General features: G+C 49.8%; 21 protein-coding genes. 13 read left to right on the top strand and 8 right to left on the bottom strand.

The window, feature by feature from the left end:
• The 7 genes from licH to ACWJJS_RS01225 all read right to left on the bottom strand — a co-directional run bounded on the left by licH (position 1) and on the right by ACWJJS_RS01225 (position 6,336).
• Positions 1-1,329, bottom strand: coding sequence for a 6-phospho-beta-glucosidase LicH (licH, locus tag ACWJJS_RS01255; protein WP_003150870.1), 1,329 nt, complete (start codon positions 1,327-1,329; stop codon positions 1-3).
• A complete protein-coding gene (gene licA, locus ACWJJS_RS01250; RefSeq protein WP_146275805.1) occupies positions 1,326-1,658 on the bottom strand; it encodes a PTS lichenan transporter subunit IIA in 333 nt (110 codons plus the stop codon). Before licA ends, licH begins: the two co-directional genes overlap by 4 nt.
• Positions 1,659-1,676: 18 nt before the next feature.
• The gene (celB, locus tag ACWJJS_RS01245; RefSeq protein WP_039253354.1) at positions 1,677-3,035 is read right to left on the bottom strand and encodes a PTS cellobiose transporter subunit IIC; all 1,359 of its coding nucleotides are present in this window, start codon (positions 3,033-3,035) and stop codon (positions 1,677-1,679) included.
• A gap of 15 nt (positions 3,036-3,050) precedes the next feature.
• Positions 3,051-3,359 (bottom strand): PTS lichenan transporter subunit IIB, encoded by a 309-nt coding sequence (gene licB / locus ACWJJS_RS01240; protein ID WP_003150863.1) that lies wholly within the window; start codon positions 3,357-3,359, stop codon positions 3,051-3,053.
• Positions 3,360-3,457: 98 nt separating this feature from the next.
• Complete coding sequence (gene licR, locus ACWJJS_RS01235; RefSeq protein ID WP_436335313.1) at positions 3,458-5,413, bottom strand: transcriptional regulator LicR; 1,956 nt, start codon at positions 5,411-5,413, stop codon at positions 3,458-3,460.
• A gap of 146 nt (positions 5,414-5,559) precedes the next feature.
• Positions 5,560-5,694: a hypothetical protein gene (locus tag ACWJJS_RS01230; protein ID WP_369719122.1), complete on the bottom strand. Its 135-nt coding sequence runs from the start codon at positions 5,692-5,694 to the stop codon at positions 5,560-5,562.
• Between the two features lie 51 nt (positions 5,695-5,745).
• On the bottom strand, positions 5,746-6,336 hold the full coding sequence (locus ACWJJS_RS01225) for a DNA-3-methyladenine glycosylase (RefSeq protein WP_003150858.1): 591 nt from the start codon (positions 6,334-6,336) through the stop codon (positions 5,746-5,748).
• 241 nt (positions 6,337-6,577) lie between these two features.
• Here ACWJJS_RS01225 and ACWJJS_RS01220 point away from each other — a divergent pair, with 241 nt between their 5' ends.
• From ACWJJS_RS01220 to katX, 13 genes are all read left to right on the top strand, one after another.
• On the top strand, positions 6,578-7,576 hold the full coding sequence (locus ACWJJS_RS01220; RefSeq protein ID WP_454023383.1) for a FecCD family ABC transporter permease: 999 nt from the start codon (positions 6,578-6,580) through the stop codon (positions 7,574-7,576).
• Positions 7,577-8,590, top strand: a complete 1,014-nt coding sequence (locus ACWJJS_RS01215) for a FecCD family ABC transporter permease (RefSeq protein ID WP_025853649.1) — start codon at positions 7,577-7,579, stop codon at positions 8,588-8,590.
• 16 nt (positions 8,591-8,606) lie between these two features.
• Positions 8,607-9,503, top strand: a complete 897-nt coding sequence (locus ACWJJS_RS01210; RefSeq protein WP_014306080.1) for an ABC transporter substrate-binding protein — start codon at positions 8,607-8,609, stop codon at positions 9,501-9,503.
• A 103-nt stretch (positions 9,504-9,606) separates the two neighbouring features.
• Positions 9,607-9,957, top strand: coding sequence for an ArsR/SmtB family transcription factor (locus ACWJJS_RS01205; protein ID WP_014306081.1), 351 nt, complete (start codon positions 9,607-9,609; stop codon positions 9,955-9,957).
• A 13-nt stretch (positions 9,958-9,970) separates the two neighbouring features.
• On the top strand, positions 9,971-11,269 hold the full coding sequence (locus ACWJJS_RS01200; protein WP_454023247.1) for an arsenic transporter: 1,299 nt from the start codon (positions 9,971-9,973) through the stop codon (positions 11,267-11,269).
• Between the two features lie 153 nt (positions 11,270-11,422).
• Entirely contained in the window at positions 11,423-11,734 is a 312-nt protein-coding gene (locus tag ACWJJS_RS01195; protein ID WP_454023246.1) for a PTS sugar transporter subunit IIB, read from the top strand.
• Between the two features lie 13 nt (positions 11,735-11,747).
• The gene (locus tag ACWJJS_RS01190) at positions 11,748-12,065 is read left to right on the top strand and encodes a PTS lactose/cellobiose transporter subunit IIA (RefSeq protein ID WP_014306083.1); all 318 of its coding nucleotides are present in this window, start codon (positions 11,748-11,750) and stop codon (positions 12,063-12,065) included.
• A gap of 18 nt (positions 12,066-12,083) precedes the next feature.
• Positions 12,084-13,403 (top strand): PTS cellobiose transporter subunit IIC, encoded by a 1,320-nt coding sequence (gene celB / locus ACWJJS_RS01185; RefSeq protein WP_176283601.1) that lies wholly within the window; start codon positions 12,084-12,086, stop codon positions 13,401-13,403.
• Between the two features lie 29 nt (positions 13,404-13,432).
• On the top strand, positions 13,433-14,833 hold the full coding sequence (locus ACWJJS_RS01180; RefSeq protein ID WP_070082569.1) for a glycoside hydrolase family 1 protein: 1,401 nt from the start codon (positions 13,433-13,435) through the stop codon (positions 14,831-14,833).
• Between the two features lie 19 nt (positions 14,834-14,852).
• Complete coding sequence (locus ACWJJS_RS01175) at positions 14,853-15,734, top strand: ROK family protein (protein WP_070082570.1); 882 nt, start codon at positions 14,853-14,855, stop codon at positions 15,732-15,734.
• Complete coding sequence (manA, locus tag ACWJJS_RS01170) at positions 15,731-16,675, top strand: mannose-6-phosphate isomerase, class I (protein ID WP_070082571.1); 945 nt, start codon at positions 15,731-15,733, stop codon at positions 16,673-16,675. Before ACWJJS_RS01175 ends, manA begins: the two co-directional genes overlap by 4 nt.
• A 19-nt stretch (positions 16,676-16,694) precedes the next feature.
• The gene (locus ACWJJS_RS01165; protein WP_070082572.1) at positions 16,695-17,777 is read left to right on the top strand and encodes a glycosyl hydrolase; all 1,083 of its coding nucleotides are present in this window, start codon (positions 16,695-16,697) and stop codon (positions 17,775-17,777) included.
• Positions 17,778-17,854: 77 nt separating this feature from the next.
• On the top strand, positions 17,855-19,468 hold the full coding sequence (gene katX, locus ACWJJS_RS01160; RefSeq protein WP_077723034.1) for a catalase KatX: 1,614 nt from the start codon (positions 17,855-17,857) through the stop codon (positions 19,466-19,468).
• A gap of 38 nt (positions 19,469-19,506) precedes the next feature.
• Here katX and ACWJJS_RS01155 read toward each other — a convergent pair whose 3' ends face one another.
• Positions 19,507-20,493: a choloylglycine hydrolase family protein gene (locus ACWJJS_RS01155; RefSeq protein WP_025853653.1), complete on the bottom strand. Its 987-nt coding sequence runs from the start codon at positions 20,491-20,493 to the stop codon at positions 19,507-19,509.
• Between the last annotated feature and the right edge of the window lie 121 nt (positions 20,494-20,614).

The raw sequence follows: 20,614 nt of genomic DNA, 5'->3' as shown, positions 1-20,614 counted from the left end.
TTATGCTTCAATCGACTTAAAGAAATGGGGCAGATGTTCTTTGTGGGCCTCAAGCATTTCATCCAGAATGGCCTTTGCCACGGAGTCTGACGGGACAAGAGGGTTGATCGTCATCGCAAGAAGCGCCGTTTGATAATCTCCCGTGACGGCTGCTTCAGCGGCGACGCGCTCAAATGATTTGATTTGCTGGACGAGTCCGCGGACAGACACCGGCAGATCACCGACGGCGATCGGTTTCGGACCGTCTTTCGTCATGACGCAGTTCACTTCGACCGCTGAGTCATTCGGAATGCTGGCGATCGCGCCGTTGTTTATCGTATTGACGGGCTGGATATCATGTTTGTCGTTATAGATGGAGCTGATCAGGTTGCAGGCCGCGTCACTGTAGTACGCTCCGCCCCGTTTTTCCAGCTGCGGCGGTTTGATGGCGAGATTCGGATCTTTGTACAGTTCGAACAGTTCTTTCTCAACCTTCTGCACGACCTCGGCGCGTGTGCCCTCCGTCTGTGACGCTTCTATTTCATGCTCGAGCATTTCTTTCGTTTTGAAATAATAGCGGTGGTAGCCGCAAGGAATCAGATCGAGCGCCTTCAGGAATTCAGGCTCCCATTCCGCTCCGGAAATATTTTTCATCGTCATGGCGTTTTCCGGGTCTCCCATGGCTTCAATGACTTGATCCTTCACGCTGACGCCGTCTAAGAAAACATCTAATCCGAAGACCATGTGATTCAGCCCGGCAAATTGCACTTCGATCCGGCTGACATCCACATCCAATGCTTTTGCGACGCCCATTTTAATGCCGATCGGCACATTGCAGAGGCCGACGACTTTTGTCAGATTCGAGTAGCGGAGCAAGGCCTCGGTAACCATGCCGGCAGGGTTTGTGAAATTCACGAGCCATGCATTCGGACAAAGCTCTTCGATGTCTTTCGCGATTTCCAGAATAACCGGGATGGTGCGCAGCCCTTTGAATAAACCGCCCGGACCGTTTGTTTCCTGGCCGATTACGCCGTATTTTAACGGAATCCGTTCATCTTTGGCGCGGGCCTCAAGAAGGCCGACGCGGAATTGAGTCGTTACGAAATCCGCATCCTTCAAGGCTTCTCTCCGGTCAAGCGTCAGGTGAATCTCTATCGGAACACCCGCTTTTTCGACCATGCGTTTTGCAAGCGTGCCGACGATATTGAGTTTTTTCTCGCCTTCGGGAATGTCGACGAGCCATAATTCTCTGACAGGCAGTTCCTCATAGCGCTTAATGATGCCTTCCACAAGCTCCGGTGTATAGCTTGAACCTCCGCCGATCGTTACAATTTTAATTCCTTTTGTCATATTTTTGCTCCCCCTTGCAGACTCACTTTTTCGTAAATTTCGACTAACTCAACGGCCAAGTCTTTCACGGTCATGGCATTCATTAAATGATCTTGCGCATGCACCATTAAAAGCGTCATGTCTGTTTTTTCTCCGCCGGCTTCATTTTGGATCAATTCTGTCTGGTAATGATGGGCTTCTGTCAGTTCCCTTGCGGCTTCCTGAAGCTTTTCCTCGGCCATGGCTCTGTCCCCCCGCTTTGCGGCGGCAATGGCTTCCATTGATGCGCTTCTTCCGTTGCCGCCATGCAGGATGATCTGAAAAATGGTCTGTTCCATTTTTTCATTCATGTGTTTCACTCCCTTTCTCTACAGCACGGCTTTTTCGTCTCCCTGTACGGCTGGCGCCTGCGATTGTTCAAGTTCGTTTTCTTCTTTCAGCTTTTGCGAATCCCACATTCTGAAGAACGGATAGTACACGATAAAGGCTGTGATGATATTAATCGCCTGCATGACAGCCCCTGATATTTTTCCGCCCGTGGCAAGATAGCCGGAGAAAATCGGCGGCATCGTCCATGGGACGGCAATGCCGGCAGGTTTGGCGACGAGGCCAGTGCTCATGCCGATATAGGTAAAGACCAGTGTGACAAGCGGTGTGATAATGAACGGAATGAGAAGCATCGGGTTCATGACGATCGGCATTCCGAAAATAATCGGCTCATTAATATTAAAGACAGCCGGCCCGATGGCGAGTTTCCCAAGCTGCTTCATCTGCTTGCTTCGCGAACGGAGAAACATGGTGACCACGAGCGCCAGTGTCGCGCCGCTTCCGCCGATGTTGATCCAGATTTCAAAGAACTGCTGGGTGAAAATATTCGGCAGCGCATCGCCCGCCTGAAACGCAATCCGGTTGGCATCCATCGCTCCGAACCAGATCGGCGCCATGACGCCGCCGACAATGTTCGCCCCATGTAATCCGCACGCCCACAAGAGCATTTGAACCGCTTCGGCTACCAGGCTTCCGCCGAGACTTCCCCCAAGAATCGAGAGCGGCGTCCCCAGTACAACGCTTACAATGTTATGAAGGCTTTCAAACGGCGTCGCTTCGACAATTAAACGCGCACCCCAGATCAGAAAGATGACGGCAAAGCCGGGAATTAAAGCGACAAATGATTTGCTGACCGCCGGAGGCACGCCGTCCGGCATTTTGAAGACGAAATTCCGCTGGATGATCAGGCGGTAAATTTCCGTCGACAGCATGGCGATGATCATCGCGACAAACAGCCCTTTGCTTCCCATGAGAGACAGCGGGATGCCGCCGCCCACCATGATTTCCTCTTTTGCGCCGGAAGGCAGAAACGGAACTTTGTACGGCGTTGCCAAGAGAAACGCCGCCAAAGATATCGCACCGGCCGATAATGCGTCCACCCCATATTTTTCGGCCAGGCGGTAGGCGATTCCGAAAGCGGCGACAAGGCCCATGATTTCAAAGGTCGCATCAACCGGATATTGCAGTTTTTGAGACCAGGCGCTTCCGAACGTCTTTGCCATGAAATCCGCATATCCCGGAATCGGCAGGTTGCCGATGATTAGAAAAAATGAACCGATGATGATAAGCGGCATGGTGAGGATGATTCCGTCACGCAGTGCTTGCAGATGCCGCTGGGAGGCAATTTTTCCGGCAATGGGCATGACTTTCTCTTCTAAAAACTGGTTCACCTTATTCACACGGCCCGCCCCTTTCTACGATGCGTTTCCGAGCTGTTCCGCTGATTTCAGAACCTCCGCTCCGTTGCAAGTGCCGTAATGGACGGTATTGATGACTTCAACCGGCACTCCTTTTGATTCACCCAATTTTTTCAGCTGCGGAAGCAAATAACGGACTTGAGGCCCAAGCAGCAATACGTCCGCTTTATCAATATGCTGGTTGACTGAATCGCCTGACACCGCCCAGATTTTATATTCTTTTCCTTGTTCCTGCGCGCTTTTTTCCATCTTGGTGACGAGTAAGCTTGTTGACATCCCTGCTGCACAAACGAGTAATATATTCATGTAAAAGACCTCCTGAAAGTTTGATATTTTGTATGTCTCGATGTTAGTAACATCATATTATGAAATCGCTTTCATAACTACTCAGGCTTTTTCCGCTGCTAACGGAAAAAAGGTGTATCCCGGTCTTTCTCTGATCGTTTGTCTCTGAATACTCGTAAAACCTCCTGATAGGTTGTGCATTTTAAGAGACGGCTTACCGCGGCCGGATCATCCAACATGCCGCCGAGCCATTTGTACATATGCTGGAGGTCGGCTTTGCTTTCTTTCTCGACGCAGAGCAGGCAGACAAATTGGACACGCTTATCCGCCCAGTCAATCGGCTTCTTCAGCGTGCATACCGCCCAAAACGTCGTGTCTGTCTGCGGAACGAGCGGGTGCGGAATCGCCGTAAGATTGCCGAAACTCGTAGGAGAAATCGCTTCCCTTTCAAAAATAGAATCGGTCAGAGAATCAGAAGCGAGGCCGGCTTCTGCAACCTGCTGTCCGAGAAAACGGATGACGTCCTCCTTCGTCTCCAGATCCTGCTGCAAAAATACCAGCTCCGGTTTCAGAAAGTTCAATTGTTCCCGCTTTTCTTCCAGCATGGCGTCGATTTTTGTAAAATCCCCGCCGCCCAGCAGCGTATGAACCTTCAATACGGGAACAGGCAGGTCTTTTTTGATCGGCACGGTGCTGACCACAAAATCAATCGACTCAAAGGAAAGCTGGTCAAGGCTGCAGTAATCAGCCGTTCCGACGATTTCAAGACGTTTTGCGAACCGGGAACGGAGCTTTTCTCTTAAAAGCTGCGCGCTGCCGGCGCCGGACGCACAGACAATCAGACAGCGTTTAGGCGGCCGTTCCGTCTTTCTCCTTTCAATGGCGGCTCCGAAATGAAGCGCCAAATACCCGATCTCATTTTCATGAATATCAATGCCGGTTTGCTCCTTGATCACGATTCCCGCAATCACTCCCGCTTCAAATGCGAGCGGATAATTCTCCTTTATGGCGGAGAGCATCGGGTTTCTCAGGTTCATGCCGTACCGGTTTCGGTTAATCGCCGGCTTGATATGGAGCGCAAGACCCGCTTTCAGCTCATTGTCGTCCGTGATTCCGAGCTTCAGCTCCCGCTCAATGGCTTCAATCATGGCCTCCGTCAAACGGCTGGTTTCCCCGTCTATCAGCCTTGTAAGCTCTTTTCCTTCCATTTGTGACTGGGTCATGCGCTTTGTCCCGAGCAGGTGAATGGCGATATAGGCGGTTTCCTGTTCGGGAAAGGTGACCGAAAGCGCAGATTCAAGCTCTTTTACAATGGCTTCCGCTGACTGATATTCTGTTTCGAGCTTAATATCATGAAGATCTTCCGGAATGAGAGATACATAGTTTTCTGTCCGGATTCGTTTGCAGGCAATGGCGATATGGATGATGAGATTGTTCAGGCCGAAGAAAGAAAGCGGGATCTTATGGTTTCGAACCTGCTTCATAATGGCTGTGCGGATCACATGAATGTCGTCTTTCGGCAGAATACCGGCCTTTTCACTCAGGAGATCAGGCTCGGGCTCGCGGTCGTCCACTAAGTATTCCGCCATACAATAACGGAGGCGGAGCTCTTCGCCGCGCAGCTTAAAGCCGTAGTTCGGCCTTGTTTCCAAAATGATGTCATAGGGGCGGAGCCGTTTTTTGACTTCTTTTAAATCAGATTGAAGTGTGGATTTACTGATGAACAGTTCTTCCGCCAAGTCATCCAGCTTGAGGTAGCCGTCGGCCAGAAGCATTCTTTTCATCAGGTAATCTATCCGTTCATCGGGAAAAATCGGCACGGTGCTGTTCTGCTGGAAATTGTCCTGAAGCCAGTTTTTAAACGGCTGCTCATTCCGGATCAGCAGCTTATAGCCGCTCCCTCTGACAGATTGAATGGATGCGCCGTGTTTTTCTACAATGGTTTGCAGTTCCTTTATGTCATTGCGGACCGTCCGCGTCGTTACCTTTACATTTGCAGCGATGACTGAGCTTGTAACCGGTGTTTCAGCAGCTAAAAGCAAGCGCAGAAGTTCACGAAGCCGCCCATGAAGCATGAGAAAAACCTCCTATCAGATCAGATGCAGATGTGAAAAATGGGCAAAAAGAATGAGGAAGGGGTAAATGTATGTAAATTCTATACTGGGGAGGATTTCAAGTCAATGCGGCAATCCGATGCCAAGACCGTAAAAAAACAGCCGGATCAGCCGGCTGTTCGGGATGCGGACATGCGGTTCCGCTTAGATGCCTTCCGTTCTTTTATGATTTTTCTGATAATCGGATAGATGACGGGCGCCCATTTGATAATCGTTTTGAAAAATTTTTTCAATGTCTGAATCCCCTTTCTTTTACCTTGTCTTTCCCCTGTTATCAGCGTTTATAAACATGGTCAGCGTGAGACATACCGGTTCCCCGTCACCCAATAGCGCCACGGATAATCCCGGGCTTCTCCGCTGTTGTCAATCCCGATTCTCGGGCCTGTTGATATATGTTCAGGCGTAAAGCCCTCCGTAATATACAGCGGCGGTTCCGTGATCATGCCGCCGTAGTCGTTCATTGAAATGCCCATCGCCTTCGTCAGTTTTCCCGGGCCGTTTGTCCACTCTCTCGGGGGTCTGCCCGGTCTCCTGCTCTCCATCAGGAACTGTCCTTCATGAGGCTCCGCCGCCCTGATTAACACGGCCTGCGGAATGCCGATGTCCGCGGCGACGACGTTCATTAATGTATGAGTGTGCATGACGTATGTATAAATGCGGCCCGCCTCATGGAACATAATTTCCGTCCGTTTCGTGCGCCGGTTGCCGAAACTGTGCGCCGCCCGGTCATCCGCTCCCATATAAGCTTCCGTTTCCACGATAAAACCTGAAGCCGTTCCCTCATCCGTCTCCTTCACCAGGAGACAGCCGAGCAATAAAGGGGCAAGCTCCACTGACGGTCTCTGGTAAAATTCAATCGGCAAAGGCTTTCCTTCTCCCGCCATTTGCCTCCCTCCTTTCTGAATATAGCGATTTCCTCTTTCACGTTTTTCACTTCTTTTTTACAATATAAACATGAAAGAAAAAAGGGCATCATTGTTGAACACTCTATTGCGTTTTGAAAATCGGCCCGGTATAATATGATGGTTCAAATGAAAATGATTCTCATATTCAATAAATGCCGGACAATGATCATAAAAGTAGGTGAATTGATTTTTGAGCGATTCTGTCACGTCCGCAAGCCGTCTGAACAGCATCTTAAAAAACGGGGTTTTCTTCCTGATCGCGGTGGTCGGGCTGCTTGTTTCTATTTTTTTCGCCGTCTCATTCGGCGCGAAAGACATTACTTTACATACGGTTTGGTCGGCTGTTGCTGATTACAATCCGAACATAACGGGCCAGCAGATCATTCATGAATTGCGTCTTCCGAGAGTGCTCGGCGCGGCCGTTACAGGAGCCGCTTTTGCCGCAGCCGGCGCCCTCATGCAGGGTGTCACGAGAAATCCGCTTGCCGATTCGGGTGTCTTAGGCGTAAACGCGGGCGCCATGTTTGTTGTTGCGCTCAGCTTTGCTTTTTTCCCTCATTTGTCATACGCCCTGCTGATGGTGATGTCATTTTTGGGAGCACTGGCAAGCACCGGCTTGATTTTCTTTATCAGTGCGGCGGGAAAAGGCAGCATGACACCTTTAAAGGTGACGCTTGCCGGGGCGGTCGTGGCCGCGCTTTTACATTCACTCAGTACCGGTGTGGCGATTTATTACGATTTAAGCCAGGATTTGGCCTTCTGGTACGCCGGCGGGGTGTCAGGGATCAAGTGGGCTCATTTACAAGTCCTTGTTCCCGTGATTGCGGTCTTCATCATTCTCGCGACATTCATGGGCCGGTCCGTCACCCTTCTCTCAATGGGAAATGACGTGGCGGCGAATTTAGGGGTGAACACGGCTCTGACGCGTGCCGCCGGATTAATGATCGCCGTCGTTCTTGCCGGTGTGTCTGTTTCCGCTGCCGGCGCGATCGGCTTTGTCGGGCTGGTCATTCCCCATATCGCGCGAAAGATCGTCGGCGTTACGTACAGGCTGATTATTCCGATGTCCGCGTTGCTTGGGGCGATTCTTTTGATTTTGGCCGACTTGGCCTCACGCACGGTCAGTCCCCCGAGAGAATTGGCGATAGGCATCATGGTCGCACTTGTCGGTGTCCCTTTCTTTCTTTATATTGCCCGCAAGGAAGGGAGAGACTTATAAATGAAAGTGCAGAAAGAAACAAAAAAAGCGGCGGCGGCAGGTCTCGTTCTGCTGGTCATCGCCGTTTGCATTATTCTGATCGGGCTGCACACGGGCTCATTCCGGCTTTCTCCCCTCACCGTGGGAAAAACGCTGTTCGGTTACGGCACGTTTCAAAGCACAACCGTTTTATTCGATTACCGGCTCCCCCGGATTCTGGTGACGATGCTGGCCGGTATCGGCTTAGGCGTGTCGGGCGCTGTTTTGCAGGGTGTATCCCGAAATCCGCTTGCCGATCCGGGCATTCTCGGACTGCATGCCGGCGCTTCCTTCGGTTTGATGATGTATATCACATTCTTTCATTCCCTGGAGGCGCAGGCGTCGATGTTCATCCCGCTGTTTACGTTTGCGGGCGGAACACTCGCCGCCCTGCTGATCGTAGTGCTTACGTACGACAGGCTGAACGGTTTTTTAACGATCCGCATGCTGTTGGTCGGGATCGCCGTTTCCGCGGGCTTCAGCGCCGTTACATTGTTTATGTCGCTGCGCCTGAATGAAGAAACTTATACCTTCGCTTCCCGCTGGCTGGTGGGAAACGTCTGGGGCAGAGATTGGATTCACGTGTGGTCGCTATTGCCCTGGATCGGCATTCTCGCACCGCTTGCATGGCTGAACGCCCGGTCTTTGAATATTTTAATGCTCGGTGACCAGGCAGCCGCGGGGCTCGGCGCACACGTGCAGAGAAAAAGGATCATGCTGATCGCCATAGCGGTCGGCTTGTCCTGCGCGAGCGTCGCGATGGCCGGCGGAATCGGCTTTATCGGCTTTGCCGCCCCTCACTTGGCAAGACGGCTCGTCGGCACCATGCATCAGCATATTATTCCGATTGCGGGATTAATCGGCCTTGTCATTCTTGTCGCGGCAGACACCATCGGCCGGTCTTTGTTTCAGCCGAACGCCATTCCGGCCGGCGTGGTTGCGGCAGCCATCGGCGCGCCGTATTTTCTCTATCTCGTCATGAAAATCAAATCATAAAACAAGGAGTATTCCCATGAAAAAAATAATTGCGCTCATCAGTTTCATGTGTATTTTCTTACTGGCTGCCTGCCAATCCGATTCATCACAGCCGGAGTCAAAAAAGAAATCCGGCGATCATAAAATTGCTTCGATGTCCATTCACCTGACAAATGATCTGCTGGCTCTCGGCGTTACACCTGCCGGTTCCGTCGTGGGCGGAGAATTAAAAGATTTTCTCCCTCATGTGAAAAATCAGCTGAAAGACACGAAAAAACTCGGACCTGCCTCAGACCCGGATATGGAAGCTTTACTTGAGCTGAATCCAGACAACATTTATCTTGATAAAGAATTTGCGGGAAAAGATGTGTCAAAATACAAGAAAATCGGAAACACACACGTTTTCGACCTTGATAAAGGCACATGGCGTGATCATTTAAAAGACATCGGAAAAATCGTCAACCGTGAAAAAGAAGCGAAAACATTTATTCAAGATTATGAAGATGAAACAAAACAAGTCAGATCCATGATGAATAAGGAATTAGGGAAAAACGCCAAAGTCATGGCGATCCGCGTGAACGCAAAAGAGCTTCGCGTCTTCAGCACACGCCGCCCGATGGGACCGATTCTGTTTGACGATCTGAAGCTGAAACCGGCTGACGGCATTAAAGAAATGAACACCTCCCGCCCTTATGAAGTCATTTCTCAAGAAGTGCTGCCTGATTACAACGCGGATGCGATTTTCGTGGTCGTTAACAGAGACGACAAGTCACAGCAAGCCTATAAAGAATTGCAAAAAAGCGCTGTCTGGAAAGGGCTTAAGGCCGTGAAAGCAAACCATGTCTATAAAATTGCCGATCAGCCTTGGCTTGATTATTCGGCACTGGGAAATAAATTAGCAATGGATGAAGCGAAAAAACTGTTCCAAAAATAAACATGAGCCGGTTTTGCGAAAAGTGCAAGACCGGCTTTTTTTATATTGCCATTTACTTATATAAACATTCGCTTATATAATAGTGTAAAAAAGGAGTGAGCGCATGGAACGGCGGCATAATGCTTTAAGTTCCGAAGGGATCAGCCAGTGCCTCAAACTTCTAAGCGACCCGACGAGGCTTTTGATGCTGAAGCTTCTGGAGGATAAGGAATATTGTGTCTGCGAGCTGACGGCTATTTTTCATATAAGTCAGCCCGGCATCAGCCAGCACTTGCGGAAATTAAAGAACGCCGGCCTTGTGCGCGAAAGACGCGAGGGCCAGTGGCGGTACTATGCCATTCATCCGTCCGGACCGGAATACGCGCTGGTCTGCTCGATTCTGCAGCAGATAGATGAAAAGGACGAAGTTTTACAGACATTGCGGCAAAAAGAAGTCACTGTTACATGCCGGTAAGGGGGATATATTCTTGGGAGTTGCGGTTTTATCAGCGCTGATTTTTGTGCTGACACTTGTGTTTGTCATATGGCAGCCGAAACATATATCAATCGGCTGGTCTGCCTGCGGCGGAGCGGTCCTCGCTTTGATCGCCGGAGCAGTCAGCCTGCACGATATCGCGGAAGTGACGGGGATCGTCTGGAATGCGACACTCGCCTTTATCGCCATTATTATCATTTCATTAATTCTTGACAGTATCGGTTTTTTTGAGTGGGCCGCGCTGCATATGGCCATGGCGGCCAAAGGCAGCGGGCTGCGGATGTTTCTCTATGTGTCGGTCTTAGGGGCTGTTGTCTCCGCCCTGTTTGCCAATGACGGAGCGGCGCTCATTTTGACGCCGATCGTACTGGCGATGGTGCGGGCTTTGAATTTACCTGAAAAGCTGGTTTTTCCGTTTATTATCGCCGGGGGATTCATCGCCGACACCACCTCGCTTCCGCTCGTTGTAAGCAATTTGGTCAATATTGTATCCGCTGATTACTTTCATATCGGGTACATTGAATATGCATCACGCATGCTGGTGCCCAACCTTTTTTCTCTGGCGGCAAGCATTTTGGTGCTGTATCTCTATTTCAGAAAAAACATTCCGAAACGGTATGACACCGGTCTTGTGAAACATCCGGCATCCGCCATTAAGGATGAGCGCCTTTTCCGGTTATCATGGGCTGTGCTGGCCGTTTTATTGATCGGATATTTCGTCAGCGAACTGCTGTCGATACCCGTTTCCTTCGTTGCCGGCTCCATCGCGGTCATTTTTCTCATTCTGGCGCAGCGAAGCCCCGCCGTCCCTGCGAAACAAGTCATCAAGGACGCCCCGTGGGCCATCGTGTTTTTTTCTGTCGGCATGTATGTTGTCGTGTACGGCTTGCGGAATGCCGGACTGACGGATCTTCTTTCTCAGCTTATTCAGAAAGCGGCGGATCACGGATTGTTTGCGGGCACACTCGGAATGGGTTTTATCGCTGCGATCCTCTCCTCCGTTATGAATAACCTGCCGACGGTGATGATTGACGCCATAGCCATCAGCGGAACGGACACTCACGGGCTGCTGAGAGAAGCATTGATTTACGCGAATGTTATCGGTTCTGACCTCGGGCCGAAAATCACGCCGATCGGGTCGCTGGCGACATTGTTATGGCTCCACGTGCTGAGCCGGAAAAACGTGAAAATTTCCTGGGGAATGTATTTCAAAACAGGTCTGCTATTAACCATTCCGACGTTATTCATCACCCTGATCGGACTTTATTTATGGCTGTTATGGCTCGCTTGAGATGAAAAACCTTTTAAGTTGAATCTTAAAAGGTTTTTTTGTGTCAAAAATCCGAAAAGTAAAACTTTTATATTTTAAAAGTATAGACATTTAATTTCAAAAGATTATAATATTCATGAAAACGTTTTAACTTTATGAAAGAAGGGATTCCTCATGAAAAGAATTTTATTAGCCTGCAGCTCAGGCATGTCCACCAGCCTTCTTGTCACAAAAATGCAGAATTACGCCAGCTCCATCGGTGAGGAGGCCGAGATTTGGGCAGTCGGACAGGATAAAGCAAAAGAAGCGATGAAAGACGCAGACGTCGTACTGATCGGCCCGCAGATGAGTTTTTTAAAAGGCGAGCTTCAGAAAGAGGCGGACCCGCTTCACATCACCGTTGATGTGATTGATATGATGGCATACGGCATGGGAGACGGCAAAAAAGCATACGAACAGGCCGTTTCCTTGATAGAGATCAAATAAAGGAGCGATAAGCATGGAAACGTACACGGATGAACAGATCAGTTTTCAGCTGATTCTTCACAGCGGCAATGCCCGCAGCTGTATTATTCAATCGATACGCGCTTATAAAGACGGCCGGCCAGATGAGTCAGACACCTTTCTGACAAAGGCTGAAGAAGAACTGGGAAAAGCGCACGACATCCATTTTCAGATGATTCAAAAAGAAGCCGGCGGCGCCAAGACGGATGTCTCCCTGCTTTTTATGCATGCTGAAGACCACTTAATGTCAGCGCTCTCAATGAAAGAGATCGTCAAAGAAATGCTCGACTTATTTCAATCAAAGAATTTATAAAAAGCCGGGGGTGAAGACGTGTTTGAGAAAATCAGCCAATTCCTTGTTCCGATCGCGGGCAAATTAAACAATAACCGCTACCTGCAAGTCTTACGGGATGCTTTTATGCTGGCGTTTCCGCTGACCATTTTCGGTTCGGTGTTCGTCGTGCTGACGAACCTGCCGTTTTTAAACAAAATCATGAGCAGCTCCGCCCTGTCTGTCTTTCAATCCGGATTTGGCGGCGCTTCGACGGCGACGATGGGGATTATGTCCATTTTTGTCGTCTTCGGGATCGGCTATTACCTTTCAAAAAGCTACGAAGTGGAGGCCGTATTCGGCGGAGCGATTGCATTGGTTTCTTTTCTGCTGCTCACCCCGTTCGTCTTAGAGCCGGAAACGGGCAAAGCGGTCGCAGGCGTCATTCCGGTTGACCGGCTTGGAGCAAAAGGGATGTTTCTCGGCATGATAACCGCTTTTTTGTCGGGTGAAATCTACAGAAGAATCGTCCAGAGAAACTTAACGATTAAGATGCCTGCCGGTGTTCCTCCGGCTGTTGCTAAATCGTTCGCCGCATTGATTCCGGCTTTTATCACGCTTACCGTCTTCCTCTTGATCAATGCGGCTGTCACCCAGATCTTTCACACCAATCTGCATGATGTCATTTATCATACGGTTCAAGCCCCGCTTGTCGGACTTGGAAGCGGCATCATTCCTACATTAATCGCTGTTTTCTTTATTCAGATTTTATGGTTTTTCGGACTTCACGGACAGATCATTATCAATTCCGTGATGGACCCGATCTGGAATACATTACAGGTCGAAAATTTGGCTGCGTATACAGCGGGAAAAGAGATTCCCCATATTATTTCTAAGCCGTTTATGGAGATTTACACCGTCGGAATGGGCGGAACCGGAATGACATTGGCCATAGTGATCACCATCTTGCTTTTTATGAAAAGCAAACAGATGAAACAGATATCCAAACTCGGTCTCGCGCCAGGTATTTTCAACGTCAATGAGCCGGTTATTTTCGGTTTGCCGATCGTGATGAACCCGATCATTATCATTCCGTGGGTAATCGCGCCGATGGTTGTCACGCTCGTCACCTATCTGGCCATGTCGGCGGGGATCGTGCCCCCTCCTACCGGCGTGACCGTGCCCTGGACCGTCCCCCTTTTCATTAACGGGATTATGGCGACCAATTCCGTCATGGGCGGCATTATGCAGCTGGTCAACCTCTGTATTGTCTTTGTCATCTGGTTCCCGTTTCTTAAAGCGCTGGACAAATTAAATATGGCAAAGGAAAAAGAAGCCGAGGCCGAGCAGCATGCACGGGATGACAGCATGAGTATGTAATCAAAATCGCAGTAAGGGAGAGAAATCAATTGACTGAATCAAATATTCAATATCGTTTTCCGGAAGGATTCTGGTGGGGGTCTTCCGCCTCCGCCACCCAAACAGAAGGCGCCGCCGACAGAGACGGAAAAAGCCAAAACATATGGGATTACTGGTATGAAAAAGAGCCGAGCCGTTTTTTTAACGGCGTCGGCCCCGGCGACACGTCACGTTTTTATGATCAATACAAGGAGGATATCCGGCTGATGAAAGAAATCGGCCACAACTCCTTCCGGCTGTCTATTTCCTGGTCAAGATTGATTCCGGACGGAACTGACGAGGTCAATCAGAAAGCGGTCGCGTTTTATCAGGACGTCATCGATGAAATGCTTGCCCATCGCATTGAGCCGTTTGTCAATTTGTTTCACTTTGACATGCCGCTCGCCCTTCAGCGTAAGGGAGGCTGGGTCAGCCGGGACACCGTTGACGCGTTTGAACATTACGCCAAAACCTGCTTTTCGCTATTCGGTGACAAAGTGAAAAAATGGTTCACTCACAACGAGCCGATTGTGCCGATTGAAGGCGGCTACTTATACGACTTTCACTATCCGAATCACGTTAATTTTCAAGAAGCGGTGCAGGCCGGCTTCCATACCCTGCTGTCGAATGCAAGGGCTGTCAAAGCCTACAGAGAATTGAAACAGGACGGACAAATCGGAATCATTCTGAATCTGACGCCTTCTTATCCGAGAAGCTCACACCCTGAAGATCTGAAAGCATCCCGGATTGCCGACGCCTTTTTCAACCGCTCATTTTTAGATCCCGCCGTAAAGGGCGAATTTCCTGAGGAGCTTGTCGAGATTCTCAAGGCGGAAGGCTTTCTGCCGCGTTATGAGAAAGAAGATCTCCGCCTCATTCAGGAGCATACGGTTGACCTGTTAGGCGTGAACTACTACCAGCCGAGACGCGTCAAGGCAAAAGAACATGTTCCGAATCCGCATGCCCCTTTCCTGCCTGAGCGTTTCTTCGATCCGTACGTCATGCCCGGACGGAAAATGAACCCTCACCGCGGGTGGGAAATTTACGAAAAAGGAATCTATGACATTCTCACCAATCTCAGAGAACATTACGGAAATATCGAATGTTTTATTTCCGAGAACGGCATGGGAGTTGAAGGCGAGGAACGCTTCCGCGATGAAAACGGCATCATTCAGGATGATTACAGGATTGAATTTATCCAGGAACATCTCAAATGGGTGCATCGGGCCATCGGAGAAGGTTCAAATGTTAAAGGCTATCATCTTTGGACTTTCATGGACAACTGGTCTTGGACAAATGCTTATAAAAACCGCTATGGCTTTGTATCTGTCAATCTGGAAAACGGGGGCGAACGGACCGTCAAAAAAAGCGGCCGCTGGTTCAAAGCCGTTTCCGATCAAAACGGATTTTAACAGATGAGGAGGTACGGCCATGCTTGGAGGTATTGAAGCCGGCGGCACGAAATTTGTCTGTGCCGCCGGACAAAAAGACGGCACCATTCTGGACAGAGCGGAGTTTCCGACGGGAGAACCGGATGACACACTCAGACAGGTCATCCGTTACTTTAAAGATTTCCCGATAGAAGCCATCGGCATCGGGTCGTTCGGACCGATTGACATCCGCCCCGACAGTCAAACATACGGGTGCATCACCGCGACGCCGAAGACAGCCTGGCGGAACTGCCCTATTCTTCAAACAATCAAAAACGCACTGCATATTCCCGCAGGCTTCACCACCGACGTTAATGCGGCGGCGCTCGGAGAAGCTTCTTTCGGCGCGGCCAAAAACGCGGACAGCTGCCTCTATTTGACGGTCGGCACTGGCATCGGAGCGGGCGCCATCATGAACGGCAGATTTGTTCAAGGGCTGTCTCATCCTGAAATGGGCCACATTTATGTCAGAAGACACCCTGACGACGGCTACAAAGGCAATTGCCCTTACCATACAGATTGCCTGGAAGGCCTCGCGGCAGGTCCCGCCATTGAGAAACGCTGGGGGAAAAAAGCATATCTGCTGGCGGATCAGCAGGAAGTGTGGGAGCTTGAGGGCTATTATATTGCCGAAGCGCTTGTGCAGTATATTCTCATACTTTCGCCTGAAAAGATCATTCTCGGCGGGGGCGTCATGAAGCAGCATCAGCTGTTCTCTTATATCCGTCAGCACGTGAAAAAGCGGCTGAATCAATATATTGACCTGCCCGACATTGAACACTTCATCGTTCCCCCTCAATTAGGGATTCACTCCGGCGCGGCCGGTTCGCTCGTATTGGCGGAGCGCGCATTAGAGACGGCAAACCGGGAGGCGGGAAAATGACGAAACTCTTATTTTTGGAACCGGTTTTTAAAGAAAGATTATGGGGCGGGACGAAGCTGCGCGATACATTCGGGTATGAGATTCCTTCTGAGCGGACGGGAGAGTGCTGGGCGATTTCAGCTCATCCGCACGGTACATCCATCGTGCGGAACGGGCCTTTTTCCGGAACATCATTACACCGGCTCTGGAATGAACACCCTGACCTGTTCGGACATCCGAAAGAAGACGCTTTTCCCCTGCTCACAAAAATTCTTGACGCAAATATGGACTTATCCGTGCAGGTTCATCCGGATGACGCATATGCACATCGGCATGAAAACGGAGAACTCGGAAAATCGGAATGCTGGTACGTGTTGGACTGCAAAAAAGACGCGGAGCTCATTTTAGGGCACCGCGCCCAAACAAAAGAAGATTTCGTTCGGCTCATTGAACGAAACGAGTGGGATCACCTGCTCCGCCGCATCCCCATTAAGCCCGGCGACTTTTTCTATGTCCCGAGCGGCACACTGCACGCTTTATGTGAAGGTACGCTCGTTCTTGAAATCCAGCAAAGCTCTGATGCCACCTACCGGCTTTACGACTATGACCGGACGGATGGGAACGGGAATAAACGCGAGCTTCATCTTGAGAAAGCAATTGACGTAACAGACATTCCCCATACCGATGAAAATGTAAAAAGCACAAAGCATCGGATCGGAGATGCTCTTATTACGATACTCGCCGAAACACCTTTCTTTTCAGTTTATCAATGGGATGTGAGCGGGAAAGCATCATTCCCCGCACCCGGCCGGTATTTACTCGCAAGCGTCATTAAAGGACGCGGAGAACTGGATGGATGCCCCGTTCACAAAGGCGATCACTTTATCGTGCCGGCGGATTCCGGAGATTTTGTTATAGAAGGAGATTGTGAGGTTATCGTTTCACACCCTTCATCATCTTAAAAATCAGGAGGTCTTTTATATGCTTAAAAAGTTAGCAGTCTGCCTGTCTATCGTTTTATTACTCTTAGGAGCCGCCAGTCCGATATCGGCTCACACCGTTTATCCCGTCAACCCAAATGCCCAGCAGACGACAAAAGATATCATGAACTGGCTGGCGCACCTGCCCAACCGTTCAGAAAACAGGGTCATGTCCGGAGCGTTCGGCGGCTACAGCGATGTCACTTTTTCAATGACAGAGGAAAACCGCTTGAAAAACGCGACGGGACAGTCTCCCGCCATCTACGGCTGTGACTATGGGAGAGGGTGGCTGGAAACAGCGGATATCACCGATACTATCGATTACAGCTGCAACAGCAGCTTAATCTCATACTGGAAAAGCGGCGGCCTCCCTCAGGTCAGCCTGCATCTCGCAAATCCGGCCTTTCCATCCGGAAACTATAAAACGGCCATCTCAAACAGCCAGTACAAAAACATCCTTGACCCTTCAACTGTGGAAGGAAAACGGCTTGAGGCGCTGCTCAGCAAAATTGCCGACGGCCTTACTCAGCTGAAAAATCAAGGCGTCACCGTTCTGTTCAGACCGCTGCATGAAATGAACGGCGAGTGGTTCTGGTGGGGGCTGACAGGCTACAACCAAAAAGACAATGAGAGAATCTCGCTGTACAAAGAGCTTTACAAGAAGATATACCGCTATATGACAGAGACAAGAGGATTGGATAACCTTTTGTGGGTGTATTCGCCGGATGCCAACAGAGACTTTAAAACAGACTTCTACCCAGGCTCATCTTATGTGGATATTACCGGTCTGGACGCTTACTTCACTGATCCGTATGCGATATCAGGCTATGATGAAATGCTGTCTCTGAAAAAACCGTTTGCCTTTGCCGAAACCGGTCCGTCCGGCAATATCGGAAGCTTTGATTATGCTGCTTTTATTAATGCGATCAGGCAAAAATACCCTCAGACCACGTACTTTTTGACATGGGATGAACAATTAAGTCCGGCGGCCAATCAAGGCGCGCAAAGCCTTTATCAAAACAGCTGGACGCTGAACAAGGGCGAAATATGGAACGGCGGGTCCTTGACGCCGATCGCGGAATAACCGCTTCTTTTGAAAATCGGTTTTAAAAAACGGCTCTGCTGGGCATATTGTTACCGTTCAAAAAGGAGGGTTCAACAATGGAAAATAACAAAAACAGCGAAGAAACGCTTTCCAGTAAGACGACCGGTAAAGGCGAGTCAGAAGACACGCTGACAAACCGGCAGGGCCATCCGGTCACTGACAACCAGAATGTCAGGACAGTCGGCAATAGAGGACCGACGACATTGGAGAATTATGATTTTTTGGAGAAAATCAGCCACTTTGACCGCGAACGGATTCCCGAGCGTGTCGTTCACGCGCGCGGCGCCGGCGCACACGGATACTTTGAGGCGTACGGAAGTTTTGGAGACGAGGAGATTTCTAAATATACAAGAGCGAAAGTGTTTCAAAAGAAAGGAACGAAAACTCCGGCGTTTGTGCGGTTTTCTACCGTCAACCACGGGAAGCATTCCCCGGAAACATTGCGTGATCCCCGGGGTTTTGCCGTTAAGCTTTATACCGAAGACGGCAACTGGGATCTGGTCGGCAACAACCTGAAAATCTTTTTTATCCGTGATCCGCTGAAGTTCCCGGATCTTGTGCACGCATTTCAGCCTGATCCCGTTACGAACATTCAGGACGGCGAGCGTATTTTCGACTTCATTTCCCAATCACCGGAAGCGACTCATATGATCACTTTCTTGTTTTCGCCGTGGGGCATCCCGGCCAACTACCGGCAGATGCAGGGCTCAGGCGTCCATGCCTACAAATGGGTCAATGAAGAAGGAAAAGCCGTGCTCGTCAAATATCACTTTGAACCGAAACAGGGCATCCGCAACCTGACACAGAAGGAAGCGGAAGAGATTCAGGGGAAAAACTTTAACCATGCGACACAGGATTTGTATGAAGCGATTGAAAAAGGCGATTATCCTGAATGGGAAGTGTATGCGCAAATCATGACTGATGACGAGCACCCCGAGCTGGATTTTGATCCGCTTGATCCGACCAAGCTGTGGTATAAAGACGATTTCCCTTGGAAGCCGATCGGTAAATTGGTTCTGAACAAAAACCCGGAAAACTACCATGCCGAGGTGGAACAAGCATCATTCGGAACGGGCGTGCTTGTGGACGGCCTTGATTTTTCAGATGACAAATTACTTCAGGGGCGGACATTCGCCTATTCAGATACCCAGCGGTACCGCGTCGGCGCAAATTACCTGCAGCTTCCGATCAACTCGCCGAAAAAGCATGTCGCCACCAACCAGGAAGGCGGGCAAATGCAGTATCGTGTCGATCGGGCAGAAGGACAAAACCCGCACGTCAACTATGAGCCGTCCATTATGGGAGGACTCACCGAAGCAAAGCAGGATGGGAAAGACCATACACCTCATGTCGAAGGCGATGTGAAGCGGGAAGCGATCGACCGGCCGAATAACTTCGGCCAGGCCGGAGAAACATACCGCAGATTTTCGGAATTTGAACGGAACGAATTGATCACAAACCTGGTCAATACGCTTTCTTCCTGCCGGAAAGACATTCAGGATCAAATGATTGAGAATTTCACAAAAGCAGATCCGGACTACGGAAAACGTGTTGCGGAAGGGCTGAAAAAAGCCTCCGAAAGCAGCAGCGGCGGGCCGATCGGCACTACTGATACGGCACAAGCCGCAAAACAGGCTGAACAGGAAAGCCATCCGTCTGATCCGTATTAAATAAAAAAACAGGACAATCGCGTCCTGTTTTTTTTGAGCTAATTCAGCTCCTGTATATTCTGCTCCGCCGCGGCCGCAAATACTTTCGGCTCCGGACGGTCAAGATCTTCATGGAATAAACTTACTTTGTGAATCTGCCGGTTGTCGTACAGATGAAAGTAGTAGTTTCCGGTGTCACAGCACATGACCGACGTATACTGCGTATAATCAATTTCATTCTCCTCTGTGATCACCGCGCCTTTTGGAATATTCACATTGGACAGCACGTGAAAAGCGGCCGTAACGCCATCCGTTTCATGGGCGGCAGGCTCTAAATGCTCTTTCAGATAAGCGGCTCTGATGAACCGGGATGGCGGCGTGTAATCACCGGGAAGCCCGATCGTTCCAGATCCTTGGCCGAAAGCGGTTAATGTCATTCCGCCCAATGTTTTGCTTTCTGACTGCTGCGGCCTGATTCCGATATAATGGCGCAGATTGGTCACATGCCAAGGAAATTCCGGACTGTTGGTCATCACTCCGGGTTTGTTGTCATATACTTTCATTCCCTCCGGTGTCGGCTCGATGACAATGCAGCTGCCCGTGCGGTCTGATAAAATCCAATGAAGAGGCAGCACCGTATCCAATAACATTAACTTCTTCTCTACAATCGTCAGCATTGAGAGCTTTTCCTTTATGTCTTCAAGAGAGTCACAGTTTGATAAGGCCCAGGTGACAAACTCATGAGGAGCGATGTGACAGGTGCCCTCCCGTTCCGCTTTCTCGTATCCCGCAAAGCCCGGAAAATACAGCGTCGCACACGACAGCCCTTTTTCATTTACGCCGTCGGCAAACAGAACATTGCCGAGATTTCTCCCCATGCCGATAAATGCGTATTTCGTCTTATGCATCCTGCCGTCAGCTTCGCTTTTCCAGCTGTACTGACGAGGGTAAAGCACGACGTCCGTACCGAGCTGAAATGCAAAATCCATCGTTCGCGCCAATAGGTGATTACCGTCTGTCGTTTTCAATGTAAGACTTGTACACATATCATCAATCCCCTTTTCATTAATGAAATTTACACAAAGTAAACTATTCTTTCAGCTTAACGAATAATGGTTCCATTCGTCAAAAGATTGACACATTTCTCCTTCATACATATTAGTCAGT

Source organism: Bacillus sp. JK106 (assembly GCF_053663355.1).
This window is presented reverse-complemented; position numbering and strand designations above follow the sequence as displayed.

Coding starts and splice junctions, on each gene's coding strand:
- ACWJJS_RS01175 (WP_070082570.1), top strand. CDS start 14,853: ATGCTTGGAGGTATTGAAGCCGGCGGCACGAAATTTGTCTGTGCCGCC.
- katX (WP_077723034.1), top strand. CDS start 17,855: ATGGAAAATAACAAAAACAGCGAAGAAACGCTTTCCAGTAAGACGACC.
- ACWJJS_RS01210 (WP_014306080.1), top strand. CDS start 8,607: ATGAAAAAAATAATTGCGCTCATCAGTTTCATGTGTATTTTCTTACTG.
- ACWJJS_RS01190 (WP_014306083.1), top strand. CDS start 11,748: ATGGAAACGTACACGGATGAACAGATCAGTTTTCAGCTGATTCTTCAC.
- ACWJJS_RS01165 (WP_070082572.1), top strand. CDS start 16,695: ATGCTTAAAAAGTTAGCAGTCTGCCTGTCTATCGTTTTATTACTCTTA.
- ACWJJS_RS01195 (WP_454023246.1), top strand. CDS start 11,423: ATGAAAAGAATTTTATTAGCCTGCAGCTCAGGCATGTCCACCAGCCTT.
- ACWJJS_RS01155 (WP_025853653.1), bottom strand. CDS start 20,493: ATGTGTACAAGTCTTACATTGAAAACGACAGACGGTAATCACCTATTG.
- licR (WP_436335313.1), bottom strand. CDS start 5,413: ATGCTTCATGGGCGGCTTCGTGAACTTCTGCGCTTGCTTTTAGCTGCT.
- manA (WP_070082571.1), top strand. CDS start 15,731: ATGACGAAACTCTTATTTTTGGAACCGGTTTTTAAAGAAAGATTATGG.
- licA (WP_146275805.1), bottom strand. CDS start 1,658: ATGAATGAAAAAATGGAACAGACCATTTTTCAGATCATCCTGCATGGC.
- ACWJJS_RS01205 (WP_014306081.1), top strand. CDS start 9,607: ATGGAACGGCGGCATAATGCTTTAAGTTCCGAAGGGATCAGCCAGTGC.
- ACWJJS_RS01215 (WP_025853649.1), top strand. CDS start 7,577: ATGAAAGTGCAGAAAGAAACAAAAAAAGCGGCGGCGGCAGGTCTCGTT.
- licH (WP_003150870.1), bottom strand. CDS start 1,329: ATGACAAAAGGAATTAAAATTGTAACGATCGGCGGAGGTTCAAGCTAT.
- ACWJJS_RS01225 (WP_003150858.1), bottom strand. CDS start 6,336: ATGGCGGGAGAAGGAAAGCCTTTGCCGATTGAATTTTACCAGAGACCG.
- licB (WP_003150863.1), bottom strand. CDS start 3,359: ATGAATATATTACTCGTTTGTGCAGCAGGGATGTCAACAAGCTTACTC.